Origin of the sequence: Citrobacter enshiensis, from assembly GCF_029338175.1 — a bacterium.
Taxonomy (GTDB): Bacteria; Pseudomonadota; Gammaproteobacteria; order Enterobacterales; family Enterobacteriaceae; genus Citrobacter_D; species Citrobacter_D enshiensis.
This window is the reverse complement of sequence record NZ_CP119862.1, coordinates 1660870-1674651: the sequence shown is the minus strand read 5'-3', so window position 1 is coordinate 1674651 and position 13782 is coordinate 1660870. Positions and strand designations below refer to the sequence as shown.

14 protein-coding genes are annotated in these 13782 nt (G+C 52.4%); 6 read left to right on the top strand and 8 right to left on the bottom strand.

Annotated features, from left to right (window positions below; translation table 11 throughout):
- Window positions 1-83: 83 nt before the first annotated feature.
- Window positions 84-671: a Yip1 family protein gene (locus P2W74_RS08030; protein ID WP_276294611.1), complete on the bottom strand. Its 588-nt coding sequence runs from the start codon at window positions 669-671 to the stop codon at window positions 84-86.
- Between the two features lie 165 nt (window positions 672-836).
- On the opposite strand from P2W74_RS08030, the gene P2W74_RS08025 reads away from it, so the two are divergent.
- Window positions 837-1406, top strand: coding sequence for a DedA family protein (locus tag P2W74_RS08025; RefSeq protein WP_276294610.1), 570 nt, complete (start codon window positions 837-839; stop codon window positions 1404-1406).
- A 36-nt stretch (window positions 1407-1442) separates the two neighbouring features.
- Here the strand turns inward: P2W74_RS08025 and mdtQ are convergent, their stop codons facing one another.
- Both mdtQ and dusC read right to left on the bottom strand, forming a co-directional pair.
- Window positions 1443-2882 (bottom strand): multidrug resistance outer membrane protein MdtQ, encoded by a 1440-nt coding sequence (mdtQ, locus tag P2W74_RS08020; RefSeq protein WP_276294609.1) that lies wholly within the window; start codon window positions 2880-2882, stop codon window positions 1443-1445.
- Window positions 2883-3101: 219 nt separating this feature from the next.
- Window positions 3102-4055, bottom strand: a complete 954-nt coding sequence (gene dusC / locus P2W74_RS08015; protein WP_276294608.1) for a tRNA dihydrouridine(16) synthase DusC — start codon at window positions 4053-4055, stop codon at window positions 3102-3104.
- A gap of 190 nt (window positions 4056-4245) precedes the next feature.
- On the opposite strand from dusC, the gene P2W74_RS08010 reads away from it, so the two are divergent.
- From P2W74_RS08010 to P2W74_RS07990, 5 genes are all read left to right on the top strand, one after another.
- Window positions 4246-4644 carry a CidA/LrgA family protein gene (locus P2W74_RS08010; protein WP_276294607.1) on the top strand — a complete coding sequence of 133 codons (399 nt, stop codon included), beginning with the start codon at window positions 4246-4248 and terminating at the stop codon, window positions 4642-4644.
- Entirely contained in the window at window positions 4641-5336 is a 696-nt protein-coding gene (locus P2W74_RS08005) for a CidB/LrgB family autolysis modulator (protein ID WP_276294606.1), read from the top strand. Before P2W74_RS08010 ends, P2W74_RS08005 begins: the two co-directional genes overlap by 4 nt.
- A gap of 129 nt (window positions 5337-5465) precedes the next feature.
- A complete protein-coding gene (gene cdd / locus P2W74_RS08000; RefSeq protein WP_203360658.1) occupies window positions 5466-6350 on the top strand; it encodes a cytidine deaminase in 885 nt (294 codons plus the stop codon).
- A 166-nt stretch (window positions 6351-6516) separates the two neighbouring features.
- Window positions 6517-7236 (top strand): outer membrane permeability protein SanA, encoded by a 720-nt coding sequence (sanA, locus tag P2W74_RS07995; protein ID WP_203361241.1) that lies wholly within the window; start codon window positions 6517-6519, stop codon window positions 7234-7236.
- Between the two features lie 2 nt (window positions 7237-7238).
- Complete coding sequence (locus P2W74_RS07990) at window positions 7239-7478, top strand: DUF2542 family protein (RefSeq protein ID WP_276294605.1); 240 nt, start codon at window positions 7239-7241, stop codon at window positions 7476-7478.
- A 48-nt stretch (window positions 7479-7526) separates the two neighbouring features.
- Here P2W74_RS07990 and mglC read toward each other — a convergent pair whose 3' ends face one another.
- From mglC to yeiB, 5 genes are all read right to left on the bottom strand, one after another.
- Window positions 7527-8537, bottom strand: a complete 1011-nt coding sequence (gene mglC / locus P2W74_RS07985) for a galactose/methyl galactoside ABC transporter permease MglC (protein WP_276294604.1) — start codon at window positions 8535-8537, stop codon at window positions 7527-7529.
- A gap of 15 nt (window positions 8538-8552) precedes the next feature.
- Window positions 8553-10073: a galactose/methyl galactoside ABC transporter ATP-binding protein MglA gene (gene mglA / locus P2W74_RS07980; RefSeq protein ID WP_276294603.1), complete on the bottom strand. Its 1521-nt coding sequence runs from the start codon at window positions 10071-10073 to the stop codon at window positions 8553-8555.
- A 79-nt stretch (window positions 10074-10152) separates the two neighbouring features.
- Complete coding sequence (gene mglB / locus P2W74_RS07975) at window positions 10153-11151, bottom strand: galactose/glucose ABC transporter substrate-binding protein MglB (RefSeq protein ID WP_276294602.1); 999 nt, start codon at window positions 11149-11151, stop codon at window positions 10153-10155.
- A gap of 298 nt (window positions 11152-11449) precedes the next feature.
- Window positions 11450-12472 carry an HTH-type transcriptional regulator GalS gene (gene galS / locus P2W74_RS07970; protein WP_276294601.1) on the bottom strand — a complete coding sequence of 341 codons (1023 nt, stop codon included), beginning with the start codon at window positions 12470-12472 and terminating at the stop codon, window positions 11450-11452.
- A 149-nt stretch (window positions 12473-12621) separates the two neighbouring features.
- Window positions 12622-13779 (bottom strand): DUF418 domain-containing protein YeiB, encoded by a 1158-nt coding sequence (gene yeiB, locus P2W74_RS07965; RefSeq protein WP_276294600.1) that lies wholly within the window; start codon window positions 13777-13779, stop codon window positions 12622-12624.
- Window positions 13780-13782: the final 3 nt, after the last annotated feature.

Sequence of the window (13782 nt, the reverse complement as noted above, 5' to 3'; positions counted from 1 at the left end):
GCAAGTTTGCCGCCACTGAAGAATCGTCAGCAAATGCTGCGTTGCTGACTTTTACGCCAGCAACGCCATTTAAGAGTATGAAATCAGAATAACCGGTACCCATAGCCCCACAGGATCACCGTGATAGCTAACAGGACCTCCAGCACCAGCACGCCGATAGCCAGCGTCGAACTGGAAAAGCTCAGCCCTTCCTCTTTGTTAATATTCAGGAATGTCGGGACACCGAGATACAACAAATAACCAGTGTAGAACAGCGCGATGGTACCGATCAGCGCACACAGCCATACCAGCGGATATAGCGCCACAAAACCGCTCAGGAAAAGCGGCGTGGCGACATAGCCGGCAAATACCATGCAGTGCGCCAGAGAAGGACGTTGCGGATAGTTTCGCGCCATCCACCAGATGACCCGCCCCATTACAGCCACCCCAGCCAGCATGACCGCGTAAAAAACGATGGCCAGTGCAAAACCGGTGAACAGAGAGAGCTGAAACACATTGCCATCGCCAAAATTCCAGCCAATTTGCGTGGTGCCAATAAATGCGCAAATCACCGGGATTGCCGCCATCATCAGGACATGGTGGGTATAGTGGTGCGAAATGGTTTCGTTTTCACTCTTGATCACGTGCATTTCACGATCGGGATGGGAAAACAGCCCCCAGACATGGTTCATACCGCCCCCCTTCTTGTCAGCTCCGGACCTCAACACTTCAAGTATAATTCAGCTTTCGATTATTTTATGTACAGCCTGCGAAATACCGGTTCGCTGAACGGGCGCTTTTCCGGCCATAAAGATTCATAAGGTGTATGCTAAAGATTGTGGAGGTCATACCGACGTATGGATATAAACAGTCTTATCGCGCACTACGGCTATGCCGCGCTGGTCATTGGCAGTCTGGCCGAAGGCGAAACCATCACCCTGTTAGGGGGTGTCGCTGCACATCAGGGGTTGCTCAAATTTGCGCTGGTCGTCGTCTCCGTTGCTCTCGGCGGCATGATCGGCGATCAGGTACTGTATTTAGTGGGACGTCGATTTGGTGGGAAAATTCTGCGCCGCTTCTCGCGTCATCGCAGCAAAATTCATTACGCGCAAAAGATGATCCAACGCCGCCCTTATCTGTTTGTGATCGGTACACGATTCATGTACGGATTTCGCGTCATCGGCCCGCTTCTGATTGGCGCCAGCCACCTGCCGCCAAAGATCTTTCTGCCGCTGAATATTTTAGGCGCGCTGATTTGGGCGCTGCTGTTTACGACCCTGGGTTATCTCGGCGGCGAGGTGATTGCGCCCTGGTTGCACCATCTCGATCAGCACATCAAACATGGGATCTGGCTGGTGCTGATTATCGGGCTGGTAGTGGGGACACGCTGGTGGCTGAAACGGCGTAGCAGACAAAAAGCGCAATAAATACAGCCGGCAGCAAGCGCTACCGGCTGCTGACTGTCAGGTTGTGTGGTAGCCCCCGCCTAATGCACTGGTCAGTTGAACAGAGGCATCAAGCCACTGGCCTTGTAAAATCAGGCCATTGCAATACTCGCGTAGCGCCGGGATCTTCGCCTGACTGACCCGGGAACCGGCGATGATACCGGCATTAAAACGCGCCTGCGCCAGTCCAACAACACGTTGAGCATCATGCTCAATCTGCTGCTGCTGCTGATTTTTTGCCGCCATCGTTTCAACCTGGCTTGCCGCGCGCGTCACGTCATTCACCGCGTCAACCACCGCTTTGTTGTAATTCGCTATTGAGAGGTTACTTTGCACCCTGGCGATATCGAGATTCGCATTCAGCCTGCCACTGTCGAAGATCGGCAGCGTCAGTCCGGCAGTGACGCCCATTTGTTGCGCTGAACTACGGAACAGATCGCTCATGTGCAGAGCATCCTGTTGCAGGAAGGCCATCAGGTTGATATCAGGATAAAAGGCCGCCTTCGCCGCTTCGACGCTGCCCAGAGAGGACTCAATGTACCAGTGCGCCGCCTGCAGATCCGCACGACGAGCCAGCAATGAATACCCCAACTGCGCGGGTAACGCGCTTTCCACCTTCGGCAGCGCAACACCATGCAGCGTCAGCGGCGTGGATTGCCGATGGGTTAGCGCCGCCAGCCTTGCCTCAATGACCTTCATTTTACCGGCGACATCATTGAGCTGTTGCTGCGTTTTGCTGTCGTCTATGTCCGTCTCCACGCCTTCCACGGAGGAGGTAATGCCGTTTTGATACAGTTGGCGGTCAGCCGTAATGATATTTTTTTGCTCTTGTTCAATCTCAGTTAGCACGTTGCTCAACGCCGCCTGGGTTTGCCACTCCCAGTATAAACGCGTCACGCCACTCGCCAGCAGTTGACGGGTCTGTTCCAGCTCGGCTTCACGCGCTTTGACGGTGCCAATCCGCGCAGTCACTTCTGCCCGGTTCTTCCCCCACAAATCCAGGTTCCAACCCGCTGTAAGCCCAAATGTACCGTTGGTGTACCACGGACCGGTCGTTCCCGCAGCGGGATCGGTACTGGCAAAGGGCCCCATCACCCCTTCGGCTGACATTTTCTGCCGTTCTGCATTCGCCGAGAAATCGACCTGCGGCCCGTCCTGCGCTTCAACGGCTTTGGCCTGCGCCTCCGCTAATTGAATACGCTGTTCAGCCACCTGCATATCTGGCGCCTGCGTTAACGCACTTTCAATCAGCGCATTCAACTGAGGATCATGATAAGCCAGCCACCACTGGCTGTCCGGCCAACCGTTTTTCAATGCCGCCGGTAATGCAGATTCGATGTGTGAAGTGGGCGTCTGCTGTGCCAACGCCTGGCGGTTGTCGTGCATCGGGGCGCATCCCGCAAGAGCAACAAATAGCGGCAAACACGCGGTCGCGACAAAAGGAGAATAACGATTCATGGGGGTGTTCTGGTAAGAAAAGGTGTATGGATATTACGTGGTGTTGCGTCTGTTTTTTTAGTTACGCGTGGCAATACATCTTTGGAAAATAAAAGAAATAATCAGAAAAATATATTCCACTTAAATGATATTTTAAAAATCATTCAAATAATAAATAAAAATACGCCTCGTTTTGTTTCCCTGGTTTGCCCAATCCGCCGCCGCGTCATCGGCCATGTTTCATGGCCGCAACGCCGCAATATCAATGGCCTGAATCGCGCGGGCAATATCCGGTGAGTTATTGAGTGAACGAATCTCCTGAAAAAGCGCGGTCGCTTCTGAATACTCTTTACGTAAATACCCCAGCCACTGTTTGATGCGCGCCACGTGATAAAGCCCGGTATCGCCTTGCTTTTCCAACCGGGTATATTTCTGCAGCAGAACAACCACGTCAGGCCATGGCATACGCGGTTCGTTATATTTCACGACACGACTCAGGTTAGGGATATTTAATGCCCCTCGCCCCATCATCACCGCGTCGCAACCGCTTATTGCCATACAGTCCTGCGCACTTTGCCAGTCCCAGATCTCACCGTTGGCGATAACCGGAATCGTTAACCGCTGTCGGATTTCGCCAATCGCCTGCCAGTCGATGTGCTCCGCTTTATACCCTTGTTCTTTCGTGCGACCGTGTACCGCCAGTTCGCTCGCGCCCGCCTGCTGTACCGCATCGGCAATTTCGAATTTTCTGTCGCCGCTGTCCCAGCCAAGACGCACTTTCACCGTCACGGGCAGATGTGCAGGCACCGCCTCACGCATGGCCTTTGCCCCCTGATAGATAAGTTCAGGATCTTTGAGCAGGGTCGCACCGCCGCCGCTGCCGTTGACCAGCTTTGACGGACAGCCGCAATTAAGATCGACGCCATACGATCCTAACTCCACCGCACGCGCGGCATTTTCCGCCAGCCATTGCGGATATTGCCCCAGAAGCTGAATACGCACCAACGTACCCGAGGGTGTCCGGCTGGCATTGAGCAGTTCCGGGCAAATACGGTGGAATACTTTCGCCGGCAGGAGTTGATCCACCACGCGCAGAAATTCCGTGATGCACAGATCGTAGTCGTTCACCTCGGTCAGGAGCTCGCGCACCAGAGAATCAAGCACGCCTTCCATCGGCGCCAGCAAAACACGCATATCGTCACCCGCAAAAAAAGAGGCGCTATGGTAGCGTCTCTGTAGTGCGGTTTAAAGTCTCTCCGCTATGATCTTTATGACGCAATGTTCCCGTTGTCTATATCCACTATGCTCATAATTCATGATGTGATCGGTAGCACATTTTAAAGTTTAATTGTATGATGAATCCCTCTCATCAAGGGCGTTTACTATGAGTAAATCACTGAATATCGTCTGGCAATATTTACGCGCATTTGTGCTGATCTATGCCTGCTTATATGCGGGTATTTTTATTGCGTCGCTGCTTCCCATCACGATTCCCGGCAGCATCATCGGTATGCTGATCCTGTTCGTCTTACTGGCGCTGCAAATTCTGCCGGCAAAATGGGTCAACCCAGGTTGCTACGTACTTATTCGTTATATGGCGTTACTTTTCGTTCCCATTGGCGTTGGCGTGATGCAGTACTTTGACTTGCTGCGCGCGCAGTTCGGACCCGTTATTGTCTCCTGCGCGATAAGTACGCTGGTCGTATTTCTGGTGGTTAGCTGGAGCTCACATATTGTGCACGGCGAACGAAAAGTGATTGGGCAGAAAGGATCAAAACAATGATGTCGTACATCTGGTGGTCGTTACCTCTGACACTGGCGGTATTTTTTGCAGCGCGCAAACTGGCGGTACGTTTTAAGATGCCATTGCTGAACCCGCTGCTGATCGCCATGGTGGTCATCATTCCGTTTCTTATCCTCACCGGGATCCCTTACGATCACTATTTTCAGGGCAGCAAAGTGCTGAACGACCTGCTGCAACCGGCCGTGGTGGCGCTGGCCTATCCGCTTTATGAGCAACTGCACCAGATCCGCGCCCGCTGGAAATCCATCATCACTATCTGTTTCTTTGGCAGCGTGGTCGCCATGGTGACCGGCACTTCGGTGGCCTTGTTAATGGGCGCCACGCCTGAAATCGCCGCGTCGGTATTGCCGAAATCGGTCACCACGCCTATCGCGATGGCGGTTGGGGGGAGTCTTGGCGGCATTCCGGCGATCAGCGCCGTATGCGTGATCTTTGTCGGGATCCTCGGGGCCGTGTTTGGTCATACGCTGTTAAACGCCATGCGGATCCGAACCAAAGCCGCGCGCGGGCTGGCAATGGGCACCGCATCGCATGCCCTCGGCACTGCACGTTGCGCTGAGCTGGATTACCAGGAAGGCGCCTTCAGTTCGCTGGCGCTGGTGATTTGCGGGATTATCACATCGCTTTTGGCCCCCTTTTTGTTTCCTGTCATTCTGGCGGTAGTGGGTTAAAATTTGCGATGCGTCGCGCATTTTTAGTTTAAGTTTCATAAGTTGCACAAGTAATGAGATATGAATCACATATAAAGCGGTAACAGGCCCGTACACTACGATTCCATTACATTGTTATGAGGCAACGCCATGCATCCACGTTTTCAAACTGCTTTTGCCGAACTAGCGGATAATTTGCAATCAGCGCTGGCACCACTTCTGGCGGATAAGCATTTCCCCGCCATGCTGAGTGCAGAGCAGGTCTCGACGCTTAAAAGTGAATCGGGGCTGGACGAAGACGCGCTGGCTTTCGCGCTCCTGCCGCTGGCTGCCGCCTGCGCGCGTACCGACCTTTCCCATTTTAACGTTGGCGCCGTGGCGCGCGGCGTCAGTGGGAGATGGTATTTCGGTGGGAACATGGAGTTCCTGGGGGCCACCATGCAGCAAACCGTTCATGCCGAACAAAGCGCCATCAGCCACGCCTGGTTACGCGGCGAAAAAGCCCTTGCCGCCATTACCGTCAACTACACCCCGTGTGGTCACTGCCGTCAGTTTATGAACGAACTGAACAGCGGACTGGATCTGCGCATTCACCTGCCAGGTCGCGAGCCGCACACGCTGCGTCACTATTTGCCAGACGCTTTCGGCCCGAAAGATCTGGAGATCAAAACGCTGCTGATGGACGAACAAGATCACGGCTTCGCCCTGAAAGGCGACGCGCTGACTCAGGAAGCGATTCGCGCAGCCAACCGATGCCATATGCCCTACAGCAACTCCCCGAGCGGCGTGGCGCTGGAGTGCAAAGACGGGCGTATTTTCACCGGTAGCTATGCTGAAAACGCCGCCTTTAACCCAACGCTGCCGCCTCTGCAAGGCGCATTAAATCTGCTGAATCTGAACGGTTACGACTATCCGGATATCCAGCGTGCAATTCTGGCCGAAAAAGCGGATGCGCCGTTGATTCAATGGGATGCCACCGCCGCGACGCTGAAAGCGCTGGGCTGCGACAACATCGAACGCGTACTGCTGGCATAAATCGTTGTGCCCGGTAGCGCAAGCTTACCGGGCCTGAAACGGCATGTCCCTTCCGGCAACGTTGAAGTATGTCGAAAATCCCCGCAATCAGACCACCGATTCTTGCGCAACGCCGTCGGGTAAAGTAGCCTGATTGAAATTTCTTCCTTTTATCGAGTTCTCCGCAATGTTAAAGCGTCTGTTTTACAGCCTGTTAGTCCTGGTCGGCTTGCTGCTGTTAACTGCGCTTGGCCTCGACAGATGGATGAGCTGGAAAACGGCCCCGTACATCTACGACGAATTGCAGGACCTGCCCTATCGCCAGGTCGGCGTGGTTCTAGGCACCGCCAAATACTATCGCACCGGCGTGATTAATCAGTATTACCGCTACCGGATTCAGGGGGCGCTGAACGCCTACAACAGCGGTAAGGTTAACTACCTTTTGCTTAGCGGCGACAATGCGCTGCAAAGCTATAACGAGCCGATGACGATGCGTAAAGATCTCATCGCGGCAGGCGTTGATCCTGCCGATATCGTGCTCGATTACGCGGGCTTTCGCACGCTGGACTCGATTGTGCGCACCCGTAAGGTCTTTGATACCAACGATTTCATCATCATCACTCAGCGCTTCCACTGTGAACGCGCCTTATTCATTGCACTGCATATGGGAATACAGGCGCAGTGCTACGCGGTGCCTTCGCCAAAAGATATGCTCACTGTCCGGGTGCGCGAATTCGGCGCGCGATTTGGCGCGCTGGCCGACCTCTATCTCTTCAAACGTGAACCGCGCTTTTTAGGCCCACTGGTGCCAATCCCCGCCATGCATCAGGTCCCTGACGATGCACAGGGTTATCCGGCAGTAACGCCTGAGCAATTGCTGGAATTACAAAAGAAACAAGGAAAATAAGCATGGAAGACAAAACCCTTTTTATCGTGATTGGCGTACTGATGGTCGTCGTCTGGACCTTCCGGCAAGGGCTAAAGGGACTGCGCTCTGGCGTCGTCGAAAAAACGGTCAAAGGCTCGCAAGAGCCTCTCTTAATTCAACGTTCCGCTGAACCCGCGACTTACTGGATCTATATCGGTGTCTACTTTGGGCTTTCGCTGGGCGCACTGCTGGTGGGAATTTGGTTAGTCTTTATCAAATAAAAAACCGGCACAGAACGTCTCTGCACCGGTTTTTTCTGCGTTGAAGGATTACTTCTTACGGGCGTATTTCAGGGAATCCAGCGCGACCGCGAAGATAATAATGCCGCCCTTAATGATGTACTGCCAGTAAGGGTTCACGCCGATATAGGTCAAACCGTAGTTGATGACGGTGAAGATAATTACACCGGTCACTACGCCAAAGACGGTCCCTACACCACCGCTGAACGACACGCCGCCGACCACGCACGCCGCAATCGCATCCAGTTCGTACATAAAGCCGAGGTTGTTGGTGGCAGAACCGATACGACCGGCTTCCAGCAACCCACCAAAGGCATAGAACACACCGGACAATGCGTAGATCATCAGCAGGTTCCGCGCGACGTTAACACCAGAGACTTTGGCCGCTTCCGGGTTACCGCCGATAGCAAAAATGTTTTTGCCAAAACGGGTTTTGTTCCACAGCACCCACACGAAAGCCACCGCAATCAGCGCATAGAAGGTGATGTAAGAGAGTCGGAAACTGCCCAGCGCAATGAAGCCCTGCGCGAAAGTCGAGAAGCCGCTATCAAAACCCGAGATTGGCGACGCCCCCACGAAGTCGTAGTAGAGGGAGTTAATACCGTAAACGATGATCATCGTGCCAAGGGTTGTGATAAACGGCGTCACATTGAGGTAAGCAATAATGATGCCGTTCACCAGACCGATAATGGCACCCACCGCGCAGACGATCAGGATCACCAGCGCAATAGGCATGGTCGCCATTTCAGGGAAGACTTTATTCGCGTTTTCCATCGATTGCAGCAGCGTCGCCGCGACCACCGCCGCCAGCCCGACCTGACGACCCGCTGACAGGTCAGTCCCCTGGGTGACAATCAGTCCGGCAACACCTAATGCGATAATGATACGCACGGAAGACTGCGTCAGGATGTTACTCAAGTTCAGCAGACTTAAGAATGTGGGGTCCTGGAAAATAATAATGGCCAGCAAGACTAAAAGAACGACGTAAATTCCGCCTTCTTTTAGATAAGTAAGAAAACTTTTCTTATTTAACGCACTCATGAGGAGCCCCTAATCTTAAAGGTGCAAAGACGCAAGACGCAGAATTTCGTTTTGCGTAGTCGTTTTGGTATCAACAATTCCAGCAACGAGACCGTTACTCATCACCAGAATACGATCTGTAATCCCTAACAATTCCGGCATTTCCGAGGAGATAATAATAATGCCCTTCTCTTTCTTCGCCAGCTCCGCGATCAACTGATAAATTTCAAATTTTGCGCCAACATCGATCCCACGCGTAGGTTCGTCCAGCATTAATATTTCTGGCTGGGTTAACAACCAACGGCCAATAATGACCTTTTGCTGGTTTCCGCCCGAAAGAGAACCAATTTGCGTACGATGGCCCGGCGTTTTTACCCGCATAGAGTCGATGACCCATTGGGTATCACTTTTCATCCGGGAGTTGTCCAGCAGACCGACTTTATTTTTGTAATTATGAATATTGGAAATCAAAGAGTTGAAGCCAATATCCAGATAGGCGTAAATACCGGTCGAACGACGTTCTTCCGTCACCAGCGCAAAACCATGGTTAATGGCTTCGTTGGCATTGTGGTTGTTAATCTTTTTGCCGTGCAACGTAATGGTGCCAGACGATTTTTCACGGATACCAAACAGCGTTTCAACGATGTCCGTACGTTTTGCCCCCACCAGACCCGCAATACCCAGGATCTCCCCTTTATGCAGATCAAAAGAGATGTCACGGATTGAAGGCTGACGTAAAGAGGTCAGGTTACGGATTTCCAGAATCACTTCGCCCGGCTTGTTCTCTTTGTTCGGGAAGCGCTGGTTCAGCGAGCGTCCGACCATCATGGCGATGATCTTGTCCATATCCAGCCCTTCCAGCGGCTGCGTCGCAATCCACTGGCCGTCGCGCAGAACAGTAACCTCATCACATAGCTGGAAAATTTCTTCCATTTTATGAGAGATATAAACAATACCGCAGCCACGCTCTTTCAGCTTACGGATAATAGTAAACAGATGATTGACCTCTTTCTCTGTTAATGAAGAGGTAGGTTCATCCATAATCACGATTTTAGCGTTATACGAGAACGCTTTCGCAATTTCGATCATCTGCATTTGCGAAACGGATAATGTACCCACTCGCGCCCGCGGGTCGATATCAATATCCAGCTCATCAAATATCGCTTTGGTATCGCGATACATTTTCTCCTGATCAACAAACATGCCTTTCGTGGGATAACGCCCCAGCCACATGTTGTCCATCACGGAGCGCTGCAACACCAGGTTTAACTCCTGATGAACCATCGAAATGCCATTCTCCAGTGCTTCTTTGGCGGAATGAAAATCGATTTCTTTACCCTGAAATAAAATGCTGCCAGAATCTTTCTGATAGATTCCAAAAAGACATTTTAATAATGTTGATTTCCCTGCACCGTTTTCTCCCATTAATGCATGAATGGAATGGGGGCGGACTTTTAAATTGACATTATCAAGTGCCTTAACGCCGGGGAAAGACTTGTTGATGCCGCTCATTTCTAACAAGAATTCGCCTGACGACTGAGTAGTAGTGCTGACCATAATTATACCTTGTTGGCCTCGCAGAGTGCGTTATTAAAGGGCGCAAGAAATTTGCGCCCGAGAAAACGGATAACAACAATTATTTTTTGGTGAACTCAGTCAGGTTATCTTTATCAACACCAACGTAAGGAACGCGAACAATTTTGTTCTCAATTTTCCAGTTGGTGCCATCAGCAGCGCCTTTGCCATCCGCCAGGTTTTTCGCCAGATCGAAGGTCGCTTTCGCCTGGTTGTTGGCGTCGTTCAGCACGGTACCTGCCAGCGCGCCGGATTTCACCAGAGACAGTGCTTCAGGCAACGCATCCACGCCAAATACCGGTACGCTGGTTTTGTTGTGCGCTTTCAGAGCTTCTACGGCACCCATCGCCATTGCATCGTTGTTGGCGATAACCACTTCAATTTTGTTGGCGTTCGGACCGGACAACCAGGCATCCATTTTATCTTTCGCCTGAGCGGTATCCCACATCGCGGTATCTAACTGCAGCTGCTCAGTTTTGATGCCTTTATCGTTCAGCTCTTTGATAACGTAGGTGGTACGGGCTTCAGCATCCGGGTGGCCCGGTTCGCCTTTCAGCAGAACAAACTGAATTTGGCCATCTTTGTTCAGATCCCAACCCTGGTTCGCCTGCCAGTGTTTCGCAATCAGGTCGCCCTGAATAATTCCGGATTCTTTAGAGTCAGTACCGACGTAATAGGCTTTGTCATAGCTGTCCAGCGCCTTACGGGAAGGTTCTTTGTTGAAGAAGACAACCGGGACATTCTGACCACGCGCTTTCTCAATCACTGTGCCTGCCGCCGCCGGGTCAACCAGGTTGATCGCCAGCGCTTTCACGCCTTTCGCCAGCAGAACGTCGATCTGGTCGTTTTGTTTAGACTGATCGTTCTGGGAGTCATTCATCAGCAGCTGTACATCAGGCGCCGCTTTGGCATCTTGTTCGATAGCCTTACGTACCACGGACATAAAATTATCGTCATATTTGTAGATTGTCACACCAATGCGGGTATCAGCAGCGTGCGCAGCCGCGCCGAATAACATGCTTGCCATCACAGCAGACAGAGTCAACACCTTCTTATTCATGGTATCTCCGGTTTTATTATGCAGGGTAGTACTTGAGAAAAATGCTCGGCAGGGCAGAACGGTTAATGAAGTGTTACTGAATGCCGAAGCTCACTTTTAAAAAATCTTTCTTCCGTGCCCGGTAACGCTCCAAAAATAGGCTTTAATTAGTGTTTAAAGCGCTAACGCAGCGGTAAAACTGATTGCTCACCGTTACATAATAGTTACAGCACTTCAAACGGTGCCATCATAGCCATCACATTGTTAAGATACTGTGAATTTACTCACATATTGAAAGCGGTTACATACAACGACATTTTTAGTTAGTGATCAGGCCCGCATTCTGTCGCAACGCCACGGAATGCCGACGCACCAGAGTCGGCATAAAACAATGCGTTGCCGATGCATCTAACGTGCCTGCTGCGCCCTGTAACGCCAGTTCCGTCGCCATTTTTGCCATTGAAGCAATCGGGTAACGCACTGTCGTCAGTTGCGGATCGGTGTAACGTGCGATGGGAATATCATCAAATCCGATAATTGACAGATGCAGTGGGATGGCAATGCCGTTGTCTTTCAACGCGGTGAGCGCGCCGGCGGCCATGTTGTCGTTGTAGGCAAACACGGCGGTGAGTTGCAGATTACGCCCCAAAAGCTCAACCATGGCTGATTCGCCACCCGGCATGTCGGGGGAGCCTGTGCCAACCCAGCTCTCAGACGGGGTGATCCCCTGCTCTCTCAATGCGGCTAACCACCCTTCTTTACGCATCGTGTCATCTTCGATACGGTGGCTGGAGGCCAGATAGCCGATGCGTTGATGACCATGATTAAGCAGCATTCGCGTGGCCATTTTTGCGCCGCTGATATTGTCCAGACAGACGCAACGGTGGGCATAGCCGGGGACGAGACGGTTGATCAGCACCATGCCGGGGATCTGATCCATAAATTCGCTCAGTTCCCGATCGCTTAGCGCTTTGGAGTGGACAATCAGGGCGTTGCAGCGTTGGCGGATCAACACCTCAATGGCGTGCCGTTCTTTTTCAGCCTCGTGGTAGCTGTTGCCAATCAGCACATATTTCTGATGCTGCTGAGCAACCTGATCGACCGCTTTGACCAGTGCGCCAAAAAAGGCATCTGAGACATCCATCACCACAACGCCGATGGTGTCGCTCACCTGCGTTGCCAGCGCCTGCGCATTCGCATTAGGACGATAACCCAGTGAGGTGACCGCTTTCATGACAGCGTCACGCGTATCAGGACTCACCAACGTACTGTTATTCAGTACACGAGAAACGGTCGCCACAGAGACGCCAGCCTGACGTGCCACATCACGAATGGTTATCATATTCACTACCCTGTTTGAAATTGCCGTTGCTCACAGACACCCCCTTTGCAGGCGGCCATTTTGTCAGCGACGCGCGCAGGACTGCGTGAGTAAGGTCACAGGGTTGGAAACGGTTACATGCGTTTTGTTAATGAATGTGATCCAGATCGTTATCTGGATGATCGAGATAATGATGTCCCTGACGCACGTAGGGTCAATTGACGCCACAGCCATTCCACCGGCCCCTGACGCCAGAAATGGAGCCAAATGACGGAGAAAAGCAGGTTCGCCAGCCACACCGGAACCACAAACAGCAGCAGCTCCAGCCGGTCAAATTTCATAAACAAACCGAAGTGATAAAACAAGGTGGTACAGATCAGCGTCTGCAGGAGGTAATTACTCAGCGCCATGCGTCCTACGCAGGCAATGGCGATAACCAGCTTGCTGCGGCTCAACTGAGGCCAGAAGCCAAACATCAGCGCAGTGTACCCCAGCGTTTGAAACGGCGCGCTCAGCTCTCGCGGCGCCTGTAACAGAAAACCGCACCAACGCCAGGCCCAGTCCAGTTGCCATTGCGCGACTATTGCGGGCAGATTAATCACGACCCCGGTGACAACCAGTATGGCGCCCGTTCGGCGGTAATGACGCAGGCTGTACTGACCTTTCAACCAGCCGCTTCGCATTAACGCCGCCCCCAGTAACATCATCCCCGCCAGTTGCCAGCCATACTGCGCCCCTAACGCCAGCAAACTGTTCGACAGCCCGTCAATTCGATTGCTGATGGCTTCCATCCCCCCGTTCAGCTTCCAGTATTTTTCATACAACAGCGCGGAAGCATCCGGGGTCCAGGCCCGGCTGATTTCATTGCCTGAGATCGTTCCCAGCAGCAGTAAAACACCAATCCCTGCCAGATAAAGCACGACGCCGGTATTGAACAGGCTCTTCACCGATGGCGCGTCTCGCACCAGCCGCCAACAAATCAGCCCCACAAGACCGTAGGCCAGTAAAATGTCGCCATCCCAGAAAAACAGGGCGTGAATAAATCCCAGCAACACCAGCAGCGTCAGACGTGACTGGATCCAGTGTTTGCCGCGCGGCAGCAACATTTGCAGCCCAGCGCCGAACAACAGTGCAAAGAGTGTGAGAAATTTGGCCTGCGCAAAGAGATCGAGGACAGCCCACGTCCAGGCATCCGAAGCGGTAATTTCGCCATACCAGGCGGGATTGAGATACGCGGCCTTTGGCAAACCAAAGGCGCTGATATTGAGAAGCAGAATGCCCAGGATGGCAACGCCACGAATAAAATCCAGCGTGACATTACGCTCCATAGC

Coding starts and splice junctions, on each gene's coding strand:
- sanA (WP_203361241.1), top strand. CDS start 6,517: ATGTTAAAGCGTCTGTTTTACAGCCTGTTAGTCCTGGTCGGCTTGCTG.
- yeiB (WP_276294600.1), bottom strand. CDS start 13,779: ATGGAGCGTAATGTCACGCTGGATTTTATTCGTGGCGTTGCCATCCTG.
- P2W74_RS08005 (WP_276294606.1), top strand. CDS start 4,641: ATGATGTCGTACATCTGGTGGTCGTTACCTCTGACACTGGCGGTATTT.
- mglC (WP_276294604.1), bottom strand. CDS start 8,537: ATGAGTGCGTTAAATAAGAAAAGTTTTCTTACTTATCTAAAAGAAGGC.
- mglA (WP_276294603.1), bottom strand. CDS start 10,073: ATGGTCAGCACTACTACTCAGTCGTCAGGCGAATTCTTGTTAGAAATG.
- cdd (WP_203360658.1), top strand. CDS start 5,466: ATGCATCCACGTTTTCAAACTGCTTTTGCCGAACTAGCGGATAATTTG.
- mglB (WP_276294602.1), bottom strand. CDS start 11,151: ATGAATAAGAAGGTGTTGACTCTGTCTGCTGTGATGGCAAGCATGTTA.
- P2W74_RS08030 (WP_276294611.1), bottom strand. CDS start 671: ATGAACCATGTCTGGGGGCTGTTTTCCCATCCCGATCGTGAAATGCAC.
- galS (WP_276294601.1), bottom strand. CDS start 12,472: ATGATAACCATTCGTGATGTGGCACGTCAGGCTGGCGTCTCTGTGGCG.
- P2W74_RS08010 (WP_276294607.1), top strand. CDS start 4,246: ATGAGTAAATCACTGAATATCGTCTGGCAATATTTACGCGCATTTGTG.
- P2W74_RS08025 (WP_276294610.1), top strand. CDS start 837: ATGGATATAAACAGTCTTATCGCGCACTACGGCTATGCCGCGCTGGTC.
- P2W74_RS07990 (WP_276294605.1), top strand. CDS start 7,239: ATGGAAGACAAAACCCTTTTTATCGTGATTGGCGTACTGATGGTCGTC.
- dusC (WP_276294608.1), bottom strand. CDS start 4,055: ATGCGTGTTTTGCTGGCGCCGATGGAAGGCGTGCTTGATTCTCTGGTG.
- mdtQ (WP_276294609.1), bottom strand. CDS start 2,882: ATGAATCGTTATTCTCCTTTTGTCGCGACCGCGTGTTTGCCGCTATTT.